General features: G+C 48.5%; 19 protein-coding genes. All 19 read left to right on the top strand.

The window, feature by feature from the left end; all coding sequences use genetic code 11:
* Positions 1 to 89 precede the first annotated feature (89 nt).
* The 19 genes from AC4E8D_RS20975 (at position 90) to spoVM (ending at position 21,573) form a co-directional block, all read left to right on the top strand.
* Positions 90 to 2,948, top strand: coding sequence for a calcium-translocating P-type ATPase, SERCA-type (locus AC4E8D_RS20975; RefSeq protein WP_221825321.1), 2,859 nt, complete (start codon positions 90 to 92; stop codon positions 2,946 to 2,948).
* A gap of 184 nt (positions 2,949 to 3,132) precedes the next feature.
* A complete protein-coding gene (dapF, locus tag AC4E8D_RS20970) occupies positions 3,133 to 3,966 on the top strand; it encodes a diaminopimelate epimerase (RefSeq protein WP_036614947.1) in 834 nt (277 codons plus the stop codon).
* Positions 3,967 to 4,104: 138 nt separating this feature from the next.
* The gene (locus AC4E8D_RS20965; RefSeq protein ID WP_221825319.1) at positions 4,105 to 5,994 is read left to right on the top strand and encodes a bifunctional homocysteine S-methyltransferase/methylenetetrahydrofolate reductase; all 1,890 of its coding nucleotides are present in this window, start codon (positions 4,105 to 4,107) and stop codon (positions 5,992 to 5,994) included.
* A 19-nt stretch (positions 5,995 to 6,013) separates the two neighbouring features.
* Complete coding sequence (locus tag AC4E8D_RS20960; protein WP_036614623.1) at positions 6,014 to 6,913, top strand: YicC/YloC family endoribonuclease; 900 nt, start codon at positions 6,014 to 6,016, stop codon at positions 6,911 to 6,913.
* A gap of 51 nt (positions 6,914 to 6,964) precedes the next feature.
* On the top strand, positions 6,965 to 7,225 hold the full coding sequence (remA, locus tag AC4E8D_RS20955; protein WP_006209218.1) for an extracellular matrix/biofilm regulator RemA: 261 nt from the start codon (positions 6,965 to 6,967) through the stop codon (positions 7,223 to 7,225).
* Positions 7,226 to 7,238: 13 nt separating this feature from the next.
* Entirely contained in the window at positions 7,239 to 7,811 is a 573-nt protein-coding gene (gmk, locus tag AC4E8D_RS20950) for a guanylate kinase (RefSeq protein ID WP_024631121.1), read from the top strand.
* Between the two features lie 157 nt (positions 7,812 to 7,968).
* Positions 7,969 to 8,181 (top strand): DNA-directed RNA polymerase subunit omega, encoded by a 213-nt coding sequence (gene rpoZ / locus AC4E8D_RS20945; RefSeq protein WP_036614619.1) that lies wholly within the window; start codon positions 7,969 to 7,971, stop codon positions 8,179 to 8,181.
* A 138-nt stretch (positions 8,182 to 8,319) separates the two neighbouring features.
* Positions 8,320 to 9,555 carry a bifunctional phosphopantothenoylcysteine decarboxylase/phosphopantothenate--cysteine ligase CoaBC gene (gene coaBC, locus AC4E8D_RS20940; RefSeq protein ID WP_405157559.1) on the top strand — a complete coding sequence of 412 codons (1,236 nt, stop codon included), beginning with the start codon at positions 8,320 to 8,322 and terminating at the stop codon, positions 9,553 to 9,555.
* Positions 9,556 to 9,558: 3 nt separating this feature from the next.
* A complete protein-coding gene (gene priA, locus AC4E8D_RS20935) occupies positions 9,559 to 12,108 on the top strand; it encodes a primosomal protein N' (protein WP_490205182.1) in 2,550 nt (849 codons plus the stop codon).
* Positions 12,109 to 12,224: 116 nt separating this feature from the next.
* Positions 12,225 to 12,713 carry a peptide deformylase gene (def, locus tag AC4E8D_RS20930; protein ID WP_017687449.1) on the top strand — a complete coding sequence of 163 codons (489 nt, stop codon included), beginning with the start codon at positions 12,225 to 12,227 and terminating at the stop codon, positions 12,711 to 12,713.
* A 12-nt stretch (positions 12,714 to 12,725) separates the two neighbouring features.
* Entirely contained in the window at positions 12,726 to 13,679 is a 954-nt protein-coding gene (gene fmt / locus AC4E8D_RS20925) for a methionyl-tRNA formyltransferase (protein ID WP_221825315.1), read from the top strand.
* Positions 13,676 to 15,154 (top strand): 16S rRNA (cytosine(967)-C(5))-methyltransferase RsmB, encoded by a 1,479-nt coding sequence (gene rsmB, locus AC4E8D_RS20920; RefSeq protein WP_221825312.1) that lies wholly within the window; start codon positions 13,676 to 13,678, stop codon positions 15,152 to 15,154. Before fmt ends, rsmB begins: the two co-directional genes overlap by 4 nt.
* Positions 15,155 to 15,407: 253 nt before the next feature.
* Positions 15,408 to 16,448, top strand: coding sequence for a dual-specificity RNA methyltransferase RlmN (gene rlmN / locus AC4E8D_RS20915; protein ID WP_017687452.1), 1,041 nt, complete (start codon positions 15,408 to 15,410; stop codon positions 16,446 to 16,448).
* Between the two features lie 7 nt (positions 16,449 to 16,455).
* Positions 16,456 to 17,232: a Stp1/IreP family PP2C-type Ser/Thr phosphatase gene (locus AC4E8D_RS20910; RefSeq protein ID WP_017687453.1), complete on the top strand. Its 777-nt coding sequence runs from the start codon at positions 16,456 to 16,458 to the stop codon at positions 17,230 to 17,232.
* Positions 17,229 to 19,439 carry a Stk1 family PASTA domain-containing Ser/Thr kinase gene (gene pknB / locus AC4E8D_RS20905; protein ID WP_221825307.1) on the top strand — a complete coding sequence of 737 codons (2,211 nt, stop codon included), beginning with the start codon at positions 17,229 to 17,231 and terminating at the stop codon, positions 19,437 to 19,439. The genes AC4E8D_RS20910 and pknB overlap by 4 nt, the downstream gene beginning before the upstream one ends.
* A 61-nt stretch (positions 19,440 to 19,500) precedes the next feature.
* A complete protein-coding gene (gene rsgA, locus AC4E8D_RS20900) occupies positions 19,501 to 20,409 on the top strand; it encodes a ribosome small subunit-dependent GTPase A (RefSeq protein ID WP_047843681.1) in 909 nt (302 codons plus the stop codon).
* Between the two features lies 1 nt (position 20,410).
* On the top strand, positions 20,411 to 21,070 hold the full coding sequence (gene rpe, locus AC4E8D_RS20895; RefSeq protein WP_017687456.1) for a ribulose-phosphate 3-epimerase: 660 nt from the start codon (positions 20,411 to 20,413) through the stop codon (positions 21,068 to 21,070).
* Positions 21,071 to 21,073: 3 nt separating this feature from the next.
* Positions 21,074 to 21,325 (top strand): hypothetical protein, encoded by a 252-nt coding sequence (locus AC4E8D_RS20890; RefSeq protein WP_221825304.1) that lies wholly within the window; start codon positions 21,074 to 21,076, stop codon positions 21,323 to 21,325.
* Positions 21,326 to 21,492: 167 nt separating this feature from the next.
* Positions 21,493 to 21,573, top strand: coding sequence for a stage V sporulation protein SpoVM (gene spoVM, locus AC4E8D_RS20885; protein WP_019424875.1), 81 nt, complete (start codon positions 21,493 to 21,495; stop codon positions 21,571 to 21,573).
* Positions 21,574 to 21,626 lie beyond the last annotated feature (53 nt).

The following is a 21,626-nucleotide window of genomic DNA, read 5'->3' as shown; positions in this document are numbered from 1 at the left end:
CATAGTGTACAGCCTGTCGACCAGCGCGCCGGTGAGTCATGTGAGCTTATTTTGCAGATGAAATACAGACTGGGAGGGAAACTTGAAGCATGGAACATACCAAGTGGCATCAACTTAGTGATGAAGAGCTTCGTAACACTCTTGGCGTCAGCCCGCAGGAAGGATTGACGGATGAAGCTGTAGCAGAGAAGAGGAAAGTGGTCGGTTCGAATGAACTGAGCGAGGGGAAACGCATTTCTCCAATTACATTGCTCTTGAATCAGTTCAAGGATTTTATGGTGCTGGTGTTGATGGGAGCAACGTTGGTATCCGGATTACTGGGTGAGTATCTGGATGCAGTAACGATTGTGGCTATTATCGTACTGAATGCAATTCTGGGGTTTGTACAGGAATTCAGGGCTGAACGATCTCTTCGTGCATTGAAACAGTTGTCTGCACCTCTTGCCAAAGTGCTTCGTTCAGGCCAGGAAGTACACCTTGCCGCCAAACAGCTTGTCCCGGGGGATATTGTCATGGTGGAGAGTGGGGATCGTATACCCGCCGATGTGCGCTGGCTGCAAACGAACAGTCTGGATGTCGAGGAGTCGGCACTTACCGGGGAATCTGTTCCTGTAAGCAAACATTGCTTGCCGATTGCGGACGAGGACGTTCCGCTGGGTGATCAGAAGAATATTGGTTTTATGGGTACCATGGTCACTCGTGGCACAGCCAAAGGTGTGGTCATTCGTACAGGGATGGAGACGGAGATGGGCAAAATCGCCGATCTGATCCAAAATACGGAGGAGCAAGAAACACCTTTGCAGCACAGGCTGGAGCAATTGGGCAAAATTCTGATTTTTGTTGCATTGGGATTAACCATAATGGTTGTCGTCGCAGGGATATTGCACGGACAACCAGCCGTTGGCATGTTTCTGGCTGGGGTCAGCCTCGCGGTGGCTGCCATACCGGAGGGTCTGCCGGCCATTGTAACCATTGCACTCGCACTAGGCGTACAGCGTATGATCAAACGTAAGGCCATTGTACGCAAACTGCCTTCCGTCGAAACTCTGGGCTGTGCATCTGTAATCTGTTCGGATAAGACAGGTACGCTCACCCAGAACAAGATGACAGTAACGGATGTGTGGCTGGAGGGACGTAACATCAAGGTTACCGGGGATGGTTACACACCTGAAGGACAGATGCTGGAGAACGGTCGCATGGTGGAACTGAAGAGTGACCAGTCCCTGCGCAGAATGCTTCAGATTAGTGCGCTTTGCAACAATGCGAGTATTGTGGAAAGTGTTGCAAGCGAGGTGGGGAGCAAGAAAAAGGGCAAGGATAACAAAAAGGACAGCAAGAAAAACACGAAAAAGGGTGATCTTCAAGAAGAAACCGTTCAACGAGATAATGTACTCTGGGAGCTGAAAGGTGATCCGACGGAAGGGGCACTCGTCACACTGGCCTCCAAAATGGGGCTTACTCCTGCCGGACTCAAAGAGTTGTATGCCCGCCAGCAGGAATTCCCGTTTGATTCGGAGCGAAAACGCATGTCGGTCCTGGTTCATCATCAGGGAGGCCGAATGATCTACACTAAAGGTGCACCGGATGTGTTGATCGGACACTGCAGTTATATTTTGTGGGAAGGAAAGGTCGTGCCTTTCACTGGAACACTGCGACAGAAAGTCATGGCAGCCAACGAGAGCATGGCTGGAGCGGCACTGCGTGTCCTCGGAATGGCCTATCGTGAAGTACGGCCGGAAGAAAAAGTGGCTGACGAACACGCTGCCGAAAGTCAACTTGTCTTCGTAGGACTTGCAGGTATGATTGATCCACCGCGTCGTGAAGTGAGAGATGCGATTGCCACATGCCGCAAAGCGGGTATTCGTACCGTCATGATCACAGGTGATCATGGAACAACGGCAGAAGCCATTGCTCATCAACTCGGGATTCTTCCACGTGGAGGTGCCTCGTTAAGTGGTCAGCAGCTGGCAGGCATGACAGACGAGCAACTGGATAAACAGGTAGAGGGCATATATGTGTTCTCAAGGGTAAGTCCTGAACACAAGCTTCGCATCGTAAAATCGTTGCAGCGCAAAGGGCATGTCGTCGCGATGACGGGTGATGGAGTCAATGATGCTCCAGCCATTAAAGCAGCAGACATCGGGATCGCGATGGGTATTACGGGTACAGATGTCACGAAGGAAGCTTCGGCGCTCATTCTGAGTGATGATAACTTCTCAACCATTGTGGCTGCCATTGAAGAAGGCCGTAATATTTATGAGAACATTCGCAAGTTTATCCGTTATTTGCTGGCATCGAACGTGGGCGAAATATTGACAATGTTCTTTGCAATGATGATGGGCCTGCCGCTACCACTCGTACCTATTCAGATTCTGTGGGTTAACCTCGTAACAGATGGTTTGCCTGCAATGGCGCTCGGGGTAGACCAGCCGGAGAAAGATTTGATGGAACACAAACCCCGTGGAGCCAAGGAAAACATTTTTGCCCGCAGACTGGGTTGGAAAATCGTCAGCAGGGGTGTGTTGATTGGATTATGCACACTCGGAGCGTTCTGGCTTACCTTACAGGCTGCACCGGATAATCCGGGTCAACTCATCAAGGCACAGTCTGTAGCTTTTGCTACACTCGTTTTGGCGCAACTTATCCATGTTTTTGATTGCCGTAGTTCACGGTCCATCTTCCACCGCAATCCACTACAGAACAAATATCTGGTTCTTGCCGTTATTTCATCGGTTGTACTGATGTTAATTGTCATGTACGTTGAGCCGCTGCAGCCGATCTTCAAAACCGTACCTTTGGGATTGCGTGAATGGGCGATCTGTATCGTTGCTGCGGGCATTCCAACGTTCCTTATGGGCGCAGGCAGCGTGTGGGGTGGTCGTCGTAACCGCCGCCGTATGGGTGGTTCTGGCCGCTTCGTACCGAAAAGTACAAAGTTTTCGGCATAAAATCAATACCTTTTCCTGACCTATTTCGTTATGCTATCCTCAAAATGATTCAAAGCGGAAGCTTTGGCATTTTTGCAGGATAGCTTTTTTTGTGTAAATGTTGAATATGAATTTCTATGGTAATCCTGTAGAAGAGCAAGAATATAGCTTTGGCAGCAGACTGCCAAAAGGAGTGGGCAAGATTATGGAATTTACGAAAATGCATGGACTTGGTAACGATTTTATCGTTGTATTTGGTGAAAAGGAGCTTCCGGCAGATGCAGCAGAATTGGCTGTGAAATGGTGCAACCGTTTCTTTGGCATCGGTGCGGACGGCCTGGTTTATATACTGCCTTCGGAGAAGGCGGACTTTCAGATGCGTATCATGAATTCGGACGGTTCGGAAGCAGAGCAGTGCGGTAATGCCATTCGCTGTGTATCCAAATATGTATACGATCACGGTCACGTGAACCAGGAGCAGATCACCATTGAAACGATTGGTGCAGGGGTACAACCTGTGAGTCTCAACATTCGTGATGGTAAAGTGGAAACGGTACGTGTCGACATGGGTGAGCCGATCCTGAACGGTCTTCAAGTGCCTACAACGGTGGATGCCAACCCAGTGGTTGATCACTACATTGAAGCAAATGGACATGCGTTCAAATTCACTGCCGTATCCATGGGTAACCCGCATGCGGTTATCTATGTCGATGACGCTGTGAATTTTGACCTCACAACTTGGGGCCCACTTCTTGAAGTACATCCGATGTTCCCGAAAAAAATCAATGTGGAATTCGCCACAGTCCGTGACCGTGGATATGTGGACATGCGTGTATGGGAACGCGGAGCGGGTCCAACACTTGCTTGTGGAACCGGAGCTTGTGCGACACTGGTATCCTCTGTCCTGAATGGACATACAGATCGTACAGCCGTCATCAGCCTCAAGGGTGGGGATCTCCACATTGAGTGGAATGAAGCTGACAATCATGTGTACATGACTGGACCTGCTGAAGTTGTTTTTAAGGGAATCACTTCATAAAAAGTGGAAGGTTTAACCAAAGAGGCCTGCGGGCCTCTTTTTTAATCTGCATCAAAAACCTGTGTTTTTCTTCGTTTTTTAGCGTTTTTTGTGTTACATTAGTATGAAAATGATCACAGCTAGGCGGGGGGAAAAGGGATGAAGGCGGATTTGCGCAAAGTTATGCAGGAACGGGTTCTCGTTGGAGATGGGGCCATGGGAACATTTCTGTACCAAATGGGGTTCCCGGTAGGGATTTCATATGAAGAATTAAACTTGATTTCACCTGAAGTGGTGGCGGATGTACATCGCCGTTATCGGGATGCAGGTACAGATATATTTGAAACAAATACGTATTCTGCCAATTACGATAAGTTGTCCAAGTTCGGTCTGGAGTCCAAGGTGGAGGACGTGAACCGTGCCGGCGTTCGCATTGCCAAAGAGGTAGCTGGGGATACCGGTTATGTGCTTGGTGCAGTTGGTTCCATTCGAGGTGGCAAGCGGACAAACGTGTCAACGAGTGAACTGAAACGCTTTTATCAACAACAGATCTCTGCACTGCTTGATGAAGGCGTGGATGGCATTTTGCTTGAAACCTTCTATGATATCGAGGAGATGGATATTGCCCTTTTGCAAGCGCGCAAGCTGAGTGATCTGCCGGTGATTGGACAGTTCGCGGTAGAGGATGTAGGGCATACACTGGACGGATATACAATGCCTGAAGCCTTCCGGATCATGCGGGAGCAGGGTGCGGACGTCATTGGTTTTAACTGTCGCTCAGGTCCAAACGGGATTATGCGTGCCATGGAAACCGTCTCCGGACGTATTGGTATTCCAATGTCCGTCTACCCGAACGCGGGTGCAGCAGATTATGTAGATGGTCAGTTCCGTTATGGTGCGACTCCGGAGTACTTTGGTCAGACGGCAGTGCAATTTGCTGAACTGGGCGCTCGTATTATCGGCGGTTGCTGTGGTACGACACCTGATCATATTACCGCTATGAAGGAGGCGCTTGCTGACTATGTGCCTTCGCCTATTTTGGAGCCTGATCCGTCAGAATCCAAACCGCGTATTGTATTGCATGAACATGTGGATGAGCGTTCCGGACGTGGCGGACAGCCTACGATCGTTGATCTGGTCAAGCAGCGTCACACCGTTATTGTTGAACTTGACCCGCCGCGTGACTTGGACATTGCCAAGTTCATGAAAGGTGCCGAGACATTAAAAGCAGCAGGAGCCGATGCCCTGACACTGGCCGATAATTCACTCGCAGTTACACGGATGAGCAACATGGCGCTGGGTCACCTCGTTCAGGATCGCACGGGCCTTCGTCCACTTGTGCACATTGCCTGCCGTGACCGGAATCTGATTGGAACACAGTCCCACATGATGGGTTTTGATGCTCTGGGCATTAATCATGTATTAGCTGTAACAGGAGATCCTGCAAGATTTGGTGATCTGCCGGGTTCAAGCTCGGTATACGATCTGACTTCTTTTGAAATCATACGCATGATCAAACAGTTGAACGATGGAGTGGCTTTCTCAGGTAAACCGCTGAAGCAAAAAGCGGGTTTTGTCATCGGAGCAGCATTTAATCCCAATGTGAAATATTTGGAGAAAGCTGTACAACGTCTGGAGAAGAAAATTGCCTCTGGCGCAGATTACATCATGACACAACCGATCTATGATCCTGAGTTGATTGTAGCAATGCACGAAGCGACCAAACATCTGGATGTGCCCATTTTTGTAGGTGTGATGCCGCTGGCGAGTGGACGGAATGCAGAGTATCTGCACAACGAGGTTCCCGGAATTCAGCTTTCGGATGAAGTGCGTTCCCGTATGGCCGGACTGGAAGGCGAAGAAGGCCGTGCGATGGGGGTGAAAATTGCCAAGGAATTGCTGGACGTAGCAACAGCGCATTTCAAAGGCATCTATCTTATGACACCGTTTATGTTCTATGGCATGACGGCCGAACTGACTCAATACGTATGGGAGAAGTCGGAGCATCAATGTCCTACTTGTTTCAACCCTAATAATCAATTACAATAGTAAAACGGATGTGATGCCGATGTCATTCAGTATGACCGGATACGGTCAATCCGCCTTTCATTTTGGCGGCTATAAGGTACAATTAGAGATCAAATCTGTTAATCATCGTTATTGCGAAGTGATGATGCGTCTGCCAAGAGAGTGGACGTATTATGAAGACGGTTTGAGGAAGATCGTACAGAGTCGTTTGAAACGCGGGCGGATTGATGTTTATGTAATGAAAGAAAAAGAGGAAGACCAGGCTCTTCCCGCTGTTCTGAATGAACAGACGGTCAGGGCCTATCTGCAGGCTGCAGAGCAACTGGAGACCCAATATGGATTGCAGGGCAAACCAAGTATTGTGGATATGCTTGGGCTGCCGGACGTCATGGTTCATTCGGATGGGACAAGTTCCATTCCCGAAGAGCAGAAGGACGAATGGGAGCGAGTTCTGCAGGAAGGATTGAAAGAGGCTCTGTCCAGCCTTGAACAGATGCGCGCTCGCGAGGGTCTTCATCTGGCCAGTGATCTGGAACGGCGGATTACCCGTCTGGAGTCACTGCATACCGAAATGCTTGATCTTGCACCGACTGTGGTAAGTGATTATCGCAACAAGCTAAGACAAAGGCTTACGGAAATGCAGGAAGAAGGCTCTTTCCCTTTTGATGAGCATAAATTGGGTATGGAAATTGCAATGTTTGCCGATCGTTCTAACATAGAAGAGGAGCTTACGCGTCTACAGAGTCACTTTGGACAGAGCAGGGAACTGCTGAAGAGTGATGAGCCCGTAGGTCGTAAGTTGGACTTTCTAATTCAAGAGATGAATCGGGAAGTCAATACGATTGGATCAAAAGCCAACCATTTGGCTCTGGTGAATCGTGTTGTCGAGATGAAGGCGGAGCTGGAGAAGATTCGTGAGCAAGCTGCGAATATCGAATGAACGGCCACATTTCGGCAAAAGAGTCGCATGTATAGGGGGAAGAACCTGATTATGGCAATCAAACTCATTAACATTGGATTCGGTAACATCGTATCGGCGAACCGGATTATATCCATCGTGAGTCCGGAATCGGCGCCGATCAAGAGAATTATACAAGAGGCAAGAGATCGTCACATGCTGATTGATGCAACGTACGGAAGACGTACTCGTGCCGTAATTATTACGGATAGCGATCATGTCATTTTGTCTGCAGTTCAGCCTGAGACGGTCGCCCATCGTCTTTCTTCGAAAGATGATGATAACGACGAATAAAATGGAGTGTAATATGTCTAAGGGATTACTGGTAGTGTTGTCCGGCCCATCTGGGGTCGGGAAGGGTACTGTATGCAGCGCTTTGCGCAAACGGGTGCCGGAATTGATCTATTCCGTATCGGCAACAACCCGTCAGCCTCGTCTTGGTGAAGAACATGGTGTGAACTATTTCTTCAGAAGTCATGAAGAGTTCCTGAACATGATTGCTGAAGATCAATTGTTGGAACATGCGGAGTATGTTGGTAATTATTACGGAACACCGCGTGATTTTGTGGAGAAAACGATTAACGAAGGCCGCGACATCATTCTGGAGATTGAGGTTCAAGGCGCGTTAAAAGTGAAAGAGAAATTCCCAGAAGGCATCTTTGTTTTCCTGCTTCCTCCTTCATTGGACGAGCTGAAAGATCGCATTCAGGGTCGTGGTACCGAAAGCCAAGCGACCATTGATCACCGGATGTCCGTGGCGGTTGATGAGATCAGTCTGCTGGAGCAGTATGATTACGCTGTTGTTAATGATGAAATTGATTTGGCGTGCAAGAGAATAGAAAGCATCATAATCGCCGAACATTGTAAGATCAATAAATAATCCCTTTTGCCGCTGCAGAATGCGATATAAGTGGGGCAGTTGTCATATCATATACTGAAGCACTCCTTCTCGGAATGCCCGGGTGTGAAGACATGCCACATCAGTTCTGTCAGGCGGCAACTTGTGATTATACTAATGCGAAGAGGTGTTTGTTAATATGCTGTATCCTTCTATTGATGAAATGATGAACAAAGTCGACAGCAAGTATTCCCTTGTTGTTGCTGCTTCCCGCCGGGCTAGACAGCTACGTGAAGGTGAAAAAACGGATTTAAGAGGTGCGAGATCCCATAAACAAGTTGGCGTTGCACTGGAAGAAATCTATGGAGACCTGCTCGTTGTCATCAAAGGACAGGACGAAGAAGAAGAGTAAGCCGCCTGCGGCTGCTCTTCAACTGCATACGGCGCAAGCCGGATTAATTGACAACCGCGAGGTTGTTATTTTTTTACGAATAAGCATATTTTAACGGAATCTTACTTAGACGTCGTATAAATATCGGGGGAAATAAACATGTTGAACGGTAAAAAAATCGTGCTTGGTGTGACTGGCGGCATAGCCGCTTACAAAGCGGCAACATTATGCAGCAGACTGGTGCAAAAGGGAGCGGATGTTCATGTGATTATGACAGCTTCCGCTACACAGTTTATTACCGAATTGACGCTGCAAACGTTGACCCGAAACACCGTATATACCGATACATTTGATGAGCGTGAGCCAGCAGTCGTATCTCATATTCATCTGGCCGATCTGGCGGATCTTGTTCTGGTTGCTCCGGCAACAGCCAATGTGATTGCCAAGATGGCGCATGGCATGGCAGATGATATGCTCTCAACAACTCTTCTTGCGACGACAGCCCCTGTCATGATTGCACCAGCGATGAATGTACATATGTATGATCATCCAGCTGTAAAGCATAATATGAACCTGCTTGTTGAACGGGGCGCCATGATGATTGAACCGGGTGAAGGTCTGCTTGCGTGTGGATATGTGGGTAAGGGACGTCTGGAAGAACCGGAGAGCATTGTGGATGTGGTAGAACGTTTCTTTGAACAGCGAGAGTCTGCAGGCATTAGTCGGCAGGGACAAGCTCCATTGTTACAGGGCAAGAAGGTTGTTGTTACGGCTGGAGGTACGATTGAGCGCATTGACCCAGTACGATACATTACGAACGATTCATCTGGCAAAATGGGATTTGCCATAGCCGCAGCTGCGCGTGATCTGGGGGCAGATGTGAAATTGGTTATGGGCAGTACCCAATCCAAGCCACCGGAGAACGTGGAGTTGATCCCTGTACAGTCTGCACAGGATATGTATGAAGCGGTAACACGCGAGTGGGACGATGCTGATATCGTGGTTAAGGCGGCGGCAGTTGCCGATTATCGTCCAAAGGAAGTTTATACCGAGAAGATCAAGAAGAAAGGCGACACGCTGTCGCTCGAACTTATTAAAAATATAGATATTCTTGAAACACTGGGCAAACAGAAAACCCATCAGTTTTTGATTGGTTTTGCTGCGGAGACTCAGTCAGTTGAGATGTATGCACGTGAGAAATTGGAACGGAAAAACTGTGATCTGATCGTAGCCAATGATGTAACCCGCACGGGTGCAGGATTTGGAACAGACACCAACGCGGTACATATCTATGACCGGGAAGGTTTGGTGGAGGAGCTTCCAGTGATGGCCAAGGACGATGTGGCTCATCGGTTGCTCCAGATTGCGGCGGAGCGCATTGCCGGGAGGAATTAGGATATGGAGATTGCCAAGGTCATAGTCGATGTTCCCGTGAAGGAAACAGATCGGCCGTTTGATTACCTGGTACCTGAATCGATGAGAGAATGGATCGAGATTGGCAGCCGGGTGGGTGTGCCTTTTGGTCATCGGACGGTGCAGGGATTCGTGATTGATCTTGTGCCGCGTACCGGAGAGGAAACATTCAAGCTTAAGCAGATTCAGGAGTTACTGGACATTGTTCCCCCGTTGTCAAAGGATTTGGTTGAGTTGGCCGAATGGATGAGTGGACGTTATGCCAGTAACCGGATTTTGTCATTACAGGTCATGGTGCCGACGGCATTGAAAGGGAAAGCAGAGCGATACATCTCGCTGGGAGATGCACTTGATGGACAGATGGCGGGTGCACAACCGGATGATGAGGTGTTATTTGTATGGGGAGAAGAGTCTACGACCGAGAAAGTACAGCAGGATATCATCCGTTTTGTCAAAAGTCGGGGTCAGGTACCGCTGCAACAACTGAGTCGAAAATATCCCAATCATGCTGCACTAATTAAGAAATTATTGCTTGGTGGCGTGCTGCTGGAAAGTCAGGCCATCAAGGACAAGTTAAATAAAAAAACGATGAAGTCCGTTGATCTGGCTGTAGATATTGCTGCTGCTGAGGAAGCACTTGCTTCATTCCCGGCAAAAGCACAGCGGCAGAAGGAGATTCTGGCTTTTTTGCTGGAAATGAAAGAACTGTTGCCCATGCCGATGAAAGAAGTGTTGTCTACACTCCAGGTATCGGCCGCAACGATTAAAGGGCTTGAGGAAAAGGGACTGATCGTCACCGAGGACGTTGAGGTCTTTCGTGACCCTTATCAGGGCAGGACGTTTAAAGCGACTGAACCACTGGTTCTGACCGATGAGCAAAAACTTGTCTACGACAATATCAATGGCCGATTGCAGGAACAACGCCATGGGGTATTTTTGCTTCATGGTGTTACGGGTAGTGGCAAGACGGAAGTCTATCTTCAAACCATTCAACAGTGCATCGAACAGGATCGGCAGGCTATCGTTCTGGTGCCCGAGATTGCACTCACACCACAGATGGTAGAACGTTTTAAAGGGCGATTTGGGGACCAAGTTGCTGTTATGCACAGTCGTCTGTCTGGTGGTGAACGTTATGATGAATGGCGCAAGATTCGTGAGGGTCAGGTGAAGGTTGCAATTGGGGCGCGTTCAGCTGTATTTGCTCCGTTCAGTCGACTTGGGTTGATCATTATGGATGAGGAACACGAGACTTCCTACAAACAGGAGGAAACGCCGAAATATCATGCCCGTGATGTAGCGGTAAAAAGAGCACAGCAGCATCAGGCGGTGGTTGTTCTGGGTTCAGCGACACCTTCGCTGGAAAGTTATTACGCTGCACGCTCGCAGAGTAATGATGATTTTGCACCACTCTTACTGGAGATGCCAACACGGGCACTGGGTAACAAGCTGCCTGAAGTGCGGATCGTTGATATGCGTGAAGAGTTGAAGGATGGCAACCGCTCCATGTTCAGCAGGGCTTTGCACAAAGGGCTGGAGGAACGCTTGGAGCGTGGTGAACAGACGGTGCTTCTGCTGAATCGCCGTGGATATTCGACCTTTGTTATGTGCCGAAGTTGTGGATATGTGGCAGGTTGTCCCGAATGTGATATTTCATTGACGTACCATCAGCGCTCGAATAATCTCCGTTGTCATTACTGCGGGTATGCGGAAGCGGCTCCGGAAGTGTGTCCGGATTGTGGAAGTGAGCATATTCGATACTTTGGTACAGGTACACAACGGGTCGAGGAAGAGCTTGCCAAGCTCTTTCCGGGTATTCGGGTCATTCGGATGGATGTGGATACAACAACGGAAAAAGGGGCTCACGAGAAGCTGCTGAAACAGTTTCGTGAGAAAAAAGCGGATGTCTTGCTGGGCACCCAGATGGTTGCGAAGGGTCTTGATTTCCCGGATGTAACCCTGGTTGGCGTGATAACAGCGGATTCGGCGTTGAATTTACCTGATTTCCGGGCTGCGGAAAAAACGTTTCAGTTATTAACACAGGTAGCTGGCCGAGCTGGTCGGCACCAATTGCCTGGTGAAGTGTTTGTTCAGTCCTATACGCCGGAACACTACTCAATCGGGCATGCGAGTCAGCATGACTACGTGTCGTTTGTACGTGAGGAATTGCTGCACCGTCGCAATTTGCAATATCCCCCATACTGTCGCCTGATTCTGGTGACCTTTTCGCATGAGCAGCTTCCGGTATTGATTCGTCTTGCCGAGAACTATACGCGAATACTGAAAGAGAAAGCTAATGCTGCCGGATGGCTCGGCAGTCTGGATCGTTTCAGCAATGATGCCTTTGATGTACTGGGGCCGGTAGCGTCTCCAATTCCTCGGATCAAGAATAGATACAGATTCCAATGTATGATAAAATGGCGGGGGGATGTAGACGCCATAGGACTCGCTCTGGCTACGGCCCGGCGCATGGACGATGATGTTCAGGCGCAAAAATTGCTTATTAGTCTGGATGTAGACCCGCAAATGTTAATGTAAGCATTTTGCAGCAATGCGGATGTAAACAAGCGGTATAAACATAGATTAAAATGAATACCCCAAAAATACAGATATCGTCCTGAAATTATGATGAGGATTAGGAAGGTGCTTACAACATGTCGATTCGCATTATCGTGCAAGAACCAGATGAGGTGCTCCACAAGAGAGCCAAAGAAGTAACCAAAATTACACCAAATGTACAAAAATTGCTGGATGATATGGCTGATACCATGTACGATGCGGAAGGTGTGGGTCTTGCTGCGCCTCAGGTTGGTATTTTGAAACGTCTGATTGTTATCGACGCCGGTGATGAGCAAGGGCTGATCAAGATGATTAACCCGGAGATCATTGCGAGTGAGGGAGAACAATTTGGACCTGAAGGTTGTCTGAGTATCCCTGGAATTAATGGTGATGTTCGCCGTTTCGAGACCGTTACAGTTAAAGGTCTAGATCGTGAAGGTAAAGAGCTGATTATTACGGGTAGTGGCTTGCTGTCCCGTGCATTCCAGCATGAGATTGATCATCTGGATGGTGTACTCTTTACGGATGTCGCCGAGAAAGTGTACGAAATTGCAGCCGATCAAACGGGACCGCGTCGTAATTAAGGAGTGATCGATTTGAATATTGTTTTTATGGGAACACCTGAATTTGCAGTTCCTTCTCTCGATATGCTGATGGCAGAGGGATACAATGTGGTGGGTGTGGTGACTCAGCCTGATAAACCACAGGGACGCAAAAAAGTACTTACGCCAACACCGGTTAAGGCCGCGGCAGAACGCCACGGTCTGCCGGTGTTTCAACCTGTTAAATTGCGTGATCCGGAAGCCGTAGCCCGCTTGGCTGAATGGAAGCCGGATCTGATTGTGACCGCGGCTTTTGGACAGATTCTGCCCAAAGCCGTGCTGGATATGCCTGTTCGCGGTTGTGTGAACGTGCATGGCTCTCTTTTACCGAAATATCGGGGAGGAGCACCGATTCAACGTTCCATTATTAACGGGGAATCCGTGACAGGAGTCACATTGATGTATATGGCTGAAGGCCTGGACACCGGAGATATGATCTCGCGTGTGGAACTGCCAATTACGGATGAAGATACATCAGGATCGATGTTTGATAAATTAAGTGAGGCTGGTTCCAAACTGCTTCAGGCAGAAATGCCACGATTGATTGCAGGCGAGACAACGGCGGTCCCTCAGGATGATGCCGAGGCTTCGTATGCTCGCAATCTGACTCGGGATGACGAGAAAATGGACTGGAGTCGTACTTCACGCGAACTGTTCAATCAGATTCGTGGTCTTGTGCCGTTCTCCGGTGCATTTACGATGTGGGATGATCAGGTCTTCAAAGTCTGGGCAACGGCTAATCCCGATCAGATGGATCTGGCAACTTCTTCGGATGCTGGACAAGCAGAGCCGGGAACCGTGCTGCAATTGAACAAGGCAGGGATTGAAGTTCGCACTGGGGATGGGTCTCTGTGGTTGACTGAAGTGCAGCCTGCAGGCAAAAAGGTGATGCAGGCCGCTGACTTTGCTCGCGGTGGTACACTGAAACCTGGAACGGTGCTGCGATGAGTGGTAACATACCAGGTCGTTCGTCAGGAAAAGGCCAGAAACCTACTGGAAATTCATCCGGGCGTGAAGGAAACCGTCGTCCTAATTCGGGTAAATCGGGTGGTGCATCTCGCTCCCAGAAACCCAAAACATCTGCTCGTGCATTGGCAGTCAAGGTTCTGAGTGCTGTTGAGCAAGATGGAGCATACAGTAATCTGGAGTTGAACCGTCGTCTGAAAGAGGCGGATTTAAGCCCCGCAGATGCTGGACTAGCTACCGAATTGGTGTATGGGACAATCGCCAGATTGAATACACTTGATTATTTTCTGGAACGTTACGTCGCCAAAGGAGTAGCCAAACTGCAACCATGGGTTCGTAGCCTGCTGCGAATCAGCGTATATCAGATGATATACCTTGATCGTATTCCGGAGCATGCCGTGGTGAGCGAAGCGGTTAATCTGGCGAAGAAACTGGGCCATCAGGGAATCTCGGGCATGGTGAATGGAGTGCTCCGCAATATGATCCGCAATCGGGATGAACTTCGTATTCCAGAACATCTGCCTGTTGCCGAACGTATTTCACTGGAGCATTCCCACCCGTTATGGATGGTTGAACGCTGGATTGCCCAGTATGGCGAAGAGACGGCGGAAGCGATCTGTCGTGCGAATAATGAGCCGCCAGCGGTGAGTGTCCGGGTCAACACCACAATGACCACACGGGAGAAACTGATGCATGAGATGACCAGTACAGGTGCAATCGTTGAAGCTTCTCGCCTGAGTTCCGATGGTATTCTTGTACGTAGTGGCGGAAATATGGCTCTAACGTCCTGGTATCGGGACGGGTTGTTCTCTGTGCAGGACGAAAGTTCCATGCTTGTCGCTGAAGCAGTTGCGCCAGAAGTAGACCAACTTGTATTGGATTGCTGCGCAGCTCCAGGTGGTAAAACAGCTCACATGGCGGAGAAAATGCAGGATCGCGGTCGTATTGTCGCGAATGATGTACATCCTCACAAGCGCCAGCTGATCCTGGATCAGGCGGAGCGTCTCGGTCTGAGTTGCATCGATGCTGTAACTGGAGATGCGCTAGATCTGAACGAGCGGTATCCGGAAGCGTCGTTTGACCGCATTTTGCTGGATGCACCATGTTCAGGTCTGGGTGTTATTCGCCGCAAACCAGATGTGAAATGGACCAAAACCGTAGAAGATATCGAAGATATCGCAGGCTTACAGCGTGAATTGCTTGATCATGTTGCGCCGTTGTTAAAACTAGGTGGTATTCTGGTGTATAGCACGTGTACCATTGAGCCTGCTGAGAATGAGGATATGGTTGCTGACTTCTTGAATCGACATCCGGAATATAGTCCAGCAGAAGCATCCGTCTGGTCTGAATCGGAGACAGCGAACTTTAAGGTTGTGAACGGAGGCGTTCAGATTTTGCCACAATACGCTCACAGCGACGGGTTTTTCATCGCACGGTTGACAAAAACAACGGAATAACAGTTTAATAGAGCACGGAAGCATGACCGCCGAGGGGAACTTCGGCGGATTTCTTTGTGATGGGACTTCGATATAATTGTCAGAGAAAAGTGATGACAGGGTGCGATGGTGGCATTGAGGTGTTATAATGCATGAAGTACAGATATCAAGGGTATACATGGATGTAACGTGGTCTTTGTGATAGAATAGGACGAATGGAACGAAAAGAAGGAAGCCAACGAAAAGAAAAGAAGGAATAGGTGTTGACAACAAAATGAAACCTTTTATATATGATTATTCTCTGGAACAACTGCAGCAATGGGCTGTGGAGAATGGGGAGCCGGCGTTTCGCGGTGGCCAAATCTTTGACTGGATTTATGTAAAACGCGTGAATGATTTCAGTGAAATGACCAATCTGTCCAAGCCATTGCGTGAAAAACTGACAGAGCAATTTGAATTCGTAACGCTTAAGGAAATTACCAAGTTTGAATCCAAGGATGGAACGGTTAAATTCCTCTTTGGTCTTCATGATGATCATGCCATTGAGACGGTAATCATGAAGCATAACTACGGGAACAGCATCTGTGTAACCACACAGGTTGGTTGTCGTATTGGTTGTACGTTCTGTGCATCCACATTGGGTGGACTCAAGCGTAACCTTACGGCTGGGGAGATTGTTGCCCAAGTTGTGCAGGCTCAGAAAATTCTGGATGAACGCAACGAGCGTGTCAGCAGCATTGTAATCATGGGTTCAGGTGAACCTTTCGAAAACTATGAAGCTACGATGACTTTCCTGCGCATTATGATTCATGAAAAAGGGCTGAACATCGGTCAGCGTCACATCACGGTATCCACGAGTGGAATCGTTCCGAACATCTACAAGTTTGCGGATGAAGATACACAGATTAACCTCGCCATTTCGATCCATGCACCAAATGATGCACTTCGTTCGAAATTGATGCCGGTTAACCGTCGTTTTCCTTTTGAAGACGTGATGGAGTCCCTTCGTTATTATCTGGCCAAAACAGGTCGGAGAATTACGTTCGAGTATGCACTTATTGGTGGGGTAAACGACCAGCCAGAGCATGCAGCTGAACTGGCAAGTGTGCTTAAGAACATGTTGTGCCACGTGAATCTGATTCCGGTTAACCATGTACCTGAACGCAAATACGTAAGAACATCGAGAAGCGACATTTTCAATTTTCAGAAGATACTCTCGGAACAGGGTGTTAATGTAACCATTCGTCGTGAACAGGGACATGATATTGCTGCCGCTTGCGGTCAGCTTCGTGCAAAGCATATGGAGTTGAGGTGAGAACGTTTTGATCAAAACAGTTCATGTGAGCCATATCGGACGAGTGCGTTCGGTGAATGAAGATTCAGCCTGGATTCGTAATCTCGATACAGGATATATTCTGGGTATTGTTGCCGATGGCATGGGTGGACATCTTGCAGGGGATACGGCAAGCCGCTTGGCAGTAGAGACGTTGGTGAAAGATCTGGGAACACTGGAACCAGGTCTGTCACATGCGTCTCTGTCTGCGGCTCTCAGCGATGCTATTTTGCATGCCAACGAAGTTATCTTCCGCACGGCATCAACAGATGACAAGTATCACAACATGGGAACAACGGTAGTTGCGGCTTTATTGAACGATACGGAAGGTGTTATTGGACACATCGGTGATAGCAGAGCCTACAAAATTGCGAACAAAGCTGTGATCCAGCTAACCGAGGACCATACACTGGTGAATGAATTGTTCAAAAATGGTCAGATTAGCAAAGAGGATGTGTCCCATCATCCACGTCGCAACGTACTAACTCGTGCGCTTGGAACAGATGCCGAGGTGAAGGTAGATCTGGATACCGTCAAGCTGGAGGAAGGCGAAGTTCTTCTCCTGTGCAGTGATGGTCTCAGTAACCTGGTCAGCAATGAGCAGATTATTCAGGTTGCCGGCAATCTGGAACTGGCATTGGAAGATCGTGCAGACCGACTGCTTCAGTTGGCTTTACTTGCTGGGGGAGACGACAACATCACGCTTGCTTTGTTCGAGTTGCAGAGGGAAGGTTCCGTGGATACGGAAACGGGGTGTGAGTCATGATTGGGCACCAACTAGGCGGACGCTATGAAGTGATTGAGCGTGTCGGCGGTGGCGGCATGGCTCTTGTGTACAAAGCCCAGGATCTTCTCTTGAACCGGAATGTAGCGATCAAAGTCCTTAGACAACAGTTTGTGCATGACGAAGAGTTTATTCGCCGTTTCCGCAGGGAAGCACAGTCGGCAGCATCGCTGTCTCATCCGAATGTAGTTAGCATTTATGACGTGGGGCAGGAAGATGACGTTCATTATATTGTCATGGAGTACGTGGAAGGCAAAAACTTGAATGAAATTATTAAAGAACGCGCCCCTCTGCAGGTGGACGAATCGGTGCGAATCGCTTCCCAGATTGCAGATGCTCTTGATCATGCACATCATAATCAAATCATTCATCGGGATATCAAACCCCACAATATATTAATTGGCCGGAATGGCCGTGTGAAAGTAACGGATTTCGGGATTGCCCGTGCGGTTACATCTACAACGATTACGCAGACCGGTTCCGTAGTTGGTTCTGTACATTACTTCTCACCAGAGCATGCCAAAGGCATCGTTACTGGTGAAAAATCGGACTTATATTCTCTTGGGATCGTACTTTACCAAATGCTTACCGGGCAACTTCCGTTTCTGGGTGAAAGTCCAATCAGTGTGGCATTGAAGCATTTGCAGGAAGAGTTCGATGAACCACGCAAATTCAATCCATTGATTCCGCAAAGTGTGGAAAATGTCATCTTAAAATCCATGCGTAAAAATCCGCAGGAACGTTATCAGTCGGCCAAAGAAATGCAGACCGATCTGGAAACTTGCCTGATGCCGGAGAGACGTAATGAAACGAAGATTGATTTTCCGGATGAGGACGATATAGACCAGACTCGCGTTATGCCAGCGATCAAGCCTGAACCTCGTGGAGTTACATCGACGGGTGCAGTGCCTGTGATGGAGTCTGATGAAGAAACTGGCAAGGGTAAGGCAAAATCCAAGAGCTGGAAGAAGCCAGCTCTACTCATTTCATTAACCGTTCTTATTCTAATCGCCATGGTGGGCGTTGTATGGTATGTCAAAGGTATGCTGGTTGTACCTGAAGTAACCGTCCCTAACGTGATCACCCAGACAGAAGAAAAGGCTCGGGAAATGCTTGAGGAGAAAGGACTCGTCGTAAGTGATGAGGTCATCCGTCTGTACCAGGAAGGCGTCGAACCCGGTATCGTCTATGAACAGAGCAGAAAAGAAGGCGATGTTGTCAAAGAAGGCTCCGAGGTCCAGATCAGTGTTGGTGCAAAAAAAGAACTGGTGAAGATGATTGATGTCAAACAAGAGACTTATGACGAGGCTGTCAAGAAATTGACTAAGCTTGGTATTAAGGAAGATCAGATTCAGCGGAAAGATGAGTTCTCCAATGATGTGGCTTCAGGTACTGTTATTTCCCAGACACCTGGCGTTAATGAGGAATTCGATCCAGAGGCGGTTCAGATTGAGTTAACCGTAAGTAAAGGCACTGAAACGGTCAAAATGCCTGATCTGAAAAATCTTACCCGCAGTGAAGCTGAAGAAAAGCTTAAATCTGCTGGACTGGAACTTGCTCAGGTGCAGGAAGAACCAAGTTATACGATGGAAAAGGGCAAAGTGACGCAGCAATGGCCTGTGGAAGCGGGCACAGAGGTGAATCCTGGTGATAAGATTACGATCTTTATTAGTACAGGGTATCCACCTGAAGCGCTGCAATATCCTTTTGATATTAATGTATCACCCAAAGAAGAGGGCAAAAACAGTAAAATCCGTATCACATATGAAGACGCACGTGGCAAGAATCAGGAATGGGGAACACGCACCGTGAACTCAACCCAGACCTTGACCATTCCACTTGTGCTCGCTCCAAATGAAAATGGGGCTGTGTCCGTATATCGTGATGGACAGTTCCTGGATACGTATCTTGTCTCCTACAGTGAAGCCAAAAACGGAACAGTAAACGTACCTTCCATTGACCCGGAACAAAGCACCGAGACGCCGCCAGAAAATGAGCCTGATCCAGGTGAAGGTAGCGTTGATGAGGGAAGTGTTGATCCCAATCAGGAAGGTGAACCTGAGTCCACACCGGCAGACGGTGAAGGTGACAGTGTAGATGAGGACACTTCTGCCATGAATAATGGTAAGGGGCACGGCAAGGAAAAAGAGAAGAAAAAGGAAGTCATTAACGCATCAAGCCGTCCATAAGGGCGGCTTATGCTGGCGTCTGGAGTAAATGTACCACCATCTAAAGGAGGGCGACGGAGCTATGCCAGAAGGTATCATCGTTAAAGCGCTAAGCGGTTACTATTATGTCATGCCAGTGGAAGACAACGGGGTTCCTTCGGTTGAAGGTTCCGCCGTTCAATGTCGAGCCAGAGGTATCTTCAGAAAGCGGGGAACGTCACCGCTTGTAGGTGATCGCGTCAGCTACATGTTGACTGAGAACGGAGAAGGAACGGTTGATGAAATTCGGAAGCGTGAGACGGAACTTATCCGTCCTCCTGTAGCGAATGTAAGTTTGGCTGTTCTCGTGTTCTCTGTGAAGGAACCGGATATGAACCTGAACCTGTTGGACAAGTTCCTTGTTCACATCGAGCAGGCGGGGCTGGATGCACTCATTGTTTTGACCAAACTGGATTTGGCTGATCCATCCAAAGACACTGTTGCTGAAGTGAAAGCATTGTATGAACAGGTTGGTTATGAAGTGATTTCCACAAGTTCACGTACCGGTGAAGGAAGTGAATTGCTCAGAGATCGTCTGGCTGGTAAGATCAGCGTATTCTCCGGACAATCCGGTGTAGGCAAGTCTTCGATGTTAAATGCATTGATGCCGGGCCTGACGCTGGAGACAAATGCAATCAGCATGCGTCTGGGGCGAGGGAAACACACCACCAGGCACGTGGAGCTTATTCCGTTGGATAATGGTGGATTTGTTGCGGATACGCCAGGATTCAGCCAACTGGACTTTCTGGAGATCGGTGTGGAGGAACTCTCCACTTGTTTCCGGGAATTCGCCCAGTTTGCAGATCAGTGCAAATTCCGAGGTTGTACCCATACACATGAACCAGGCTGTCGTGTGCTTGCGGCCAAAGAGGAAGGTCTGATCTCCGAAAGCCGATATCAGCACTATGTGCTGTTCCTGACCGAAATGAAAGATAAGAAGCGGAGGTATTAACATGATTAAAATTGCCCCATCGATATTATCAGCTGATTTTGCCCGCCTTGGTGCGGAAGTTGCAGAAGCCCAAGCTGCAGGAGGAGACTGGATTCATGTTGACGTTATGGACGGTCATTTCGTCCCTAATATTACACTTGGACCTGCTATTGTGAAGGCAATTGCTCCACATACAAGCTTGCCGCTCGATGTGCATTTGATGATTGAGAATCCGGAGCGTTATGTTGAGGAATTTGCCAAAGCGGGTGCAGCGGTAATTACTGTTCATGCTGAGGCTTGTGTGCATTTGCACCGCGTTATTCATCTCATTAAGGAGCAAGGAGTGAAGGCAGGAGTTGCCCTTAATCCAGGAACGCCAGCGTCTGCCATTCTCGAAGTTCTGGATGATGTGGACATGGTTCTTGTTATGACGGTCAATCCTGGCTTTGGCGGACAGGCATTTATCTCGGGTACCATGAACAAAATCAAGCAGATTCGTACCTGGTTGAACGAAAAGGGACGCCATGATGTACATATCGAAGTAGATGGCGGGATTGCAGCCGATACAGCTCCACTTGTAGTGGAGGCTGGAGCAGATGTGCTCGTTGCCGGGAGTGCCGTATTTGGACGTGAGGATCGCGCTGCAGCGATTACTGAAATTCGCCGTAGCTACGGAGGCTGATCTATGACCTTCAAGGAGACACTGTGGACGATGGCTGCGAGTCTCGTGACGGGACTTGTGCTTGCTTTGTTTGCGGTTATTCAATCCCCGTTTAATGCCATTACGTCATTAATCGGGGTAGGCGTTGTTATTATGTATTTCCGCAAATTTGATCGTACCGGACATCGGGTTACTTTTGTCATATTCAGCATACTGTATTATGTACTGAGTGTTTTCATGATCGCTGTCTATCAATATATTCCTTCCCAAACGTAAATGAACTGATCTTCGGGCTTGTCATTGTGGAATAGGGATCGAAGGTTCCGCATAAATATGGTTACATGAGCAGGTTTCTCATGTAGCCTTTTTTGTCGTGTTTGAGGTGAAGAAGGCCTGAAGCATAGGATACGGCGGACGCATGAGCATGATGGGGAGGGTGAATTATGAAATTTTACACATTCAAACTGCCGAAGTTTTTGGGAGGGTTTGTAAAGGCGATACTTAATACGTTTCAAAAGAACTGATCCGATTGATAAGGTAACAGGGAATACCGCCGCTGTGGCTCAGGCTTATCTGG

This window comes from Paenibacillus sp. SRL342, assembly GCF_984798905.1.
This window is presented reverse-complemented; position numbering and strand designations above follow the sequence as displayed.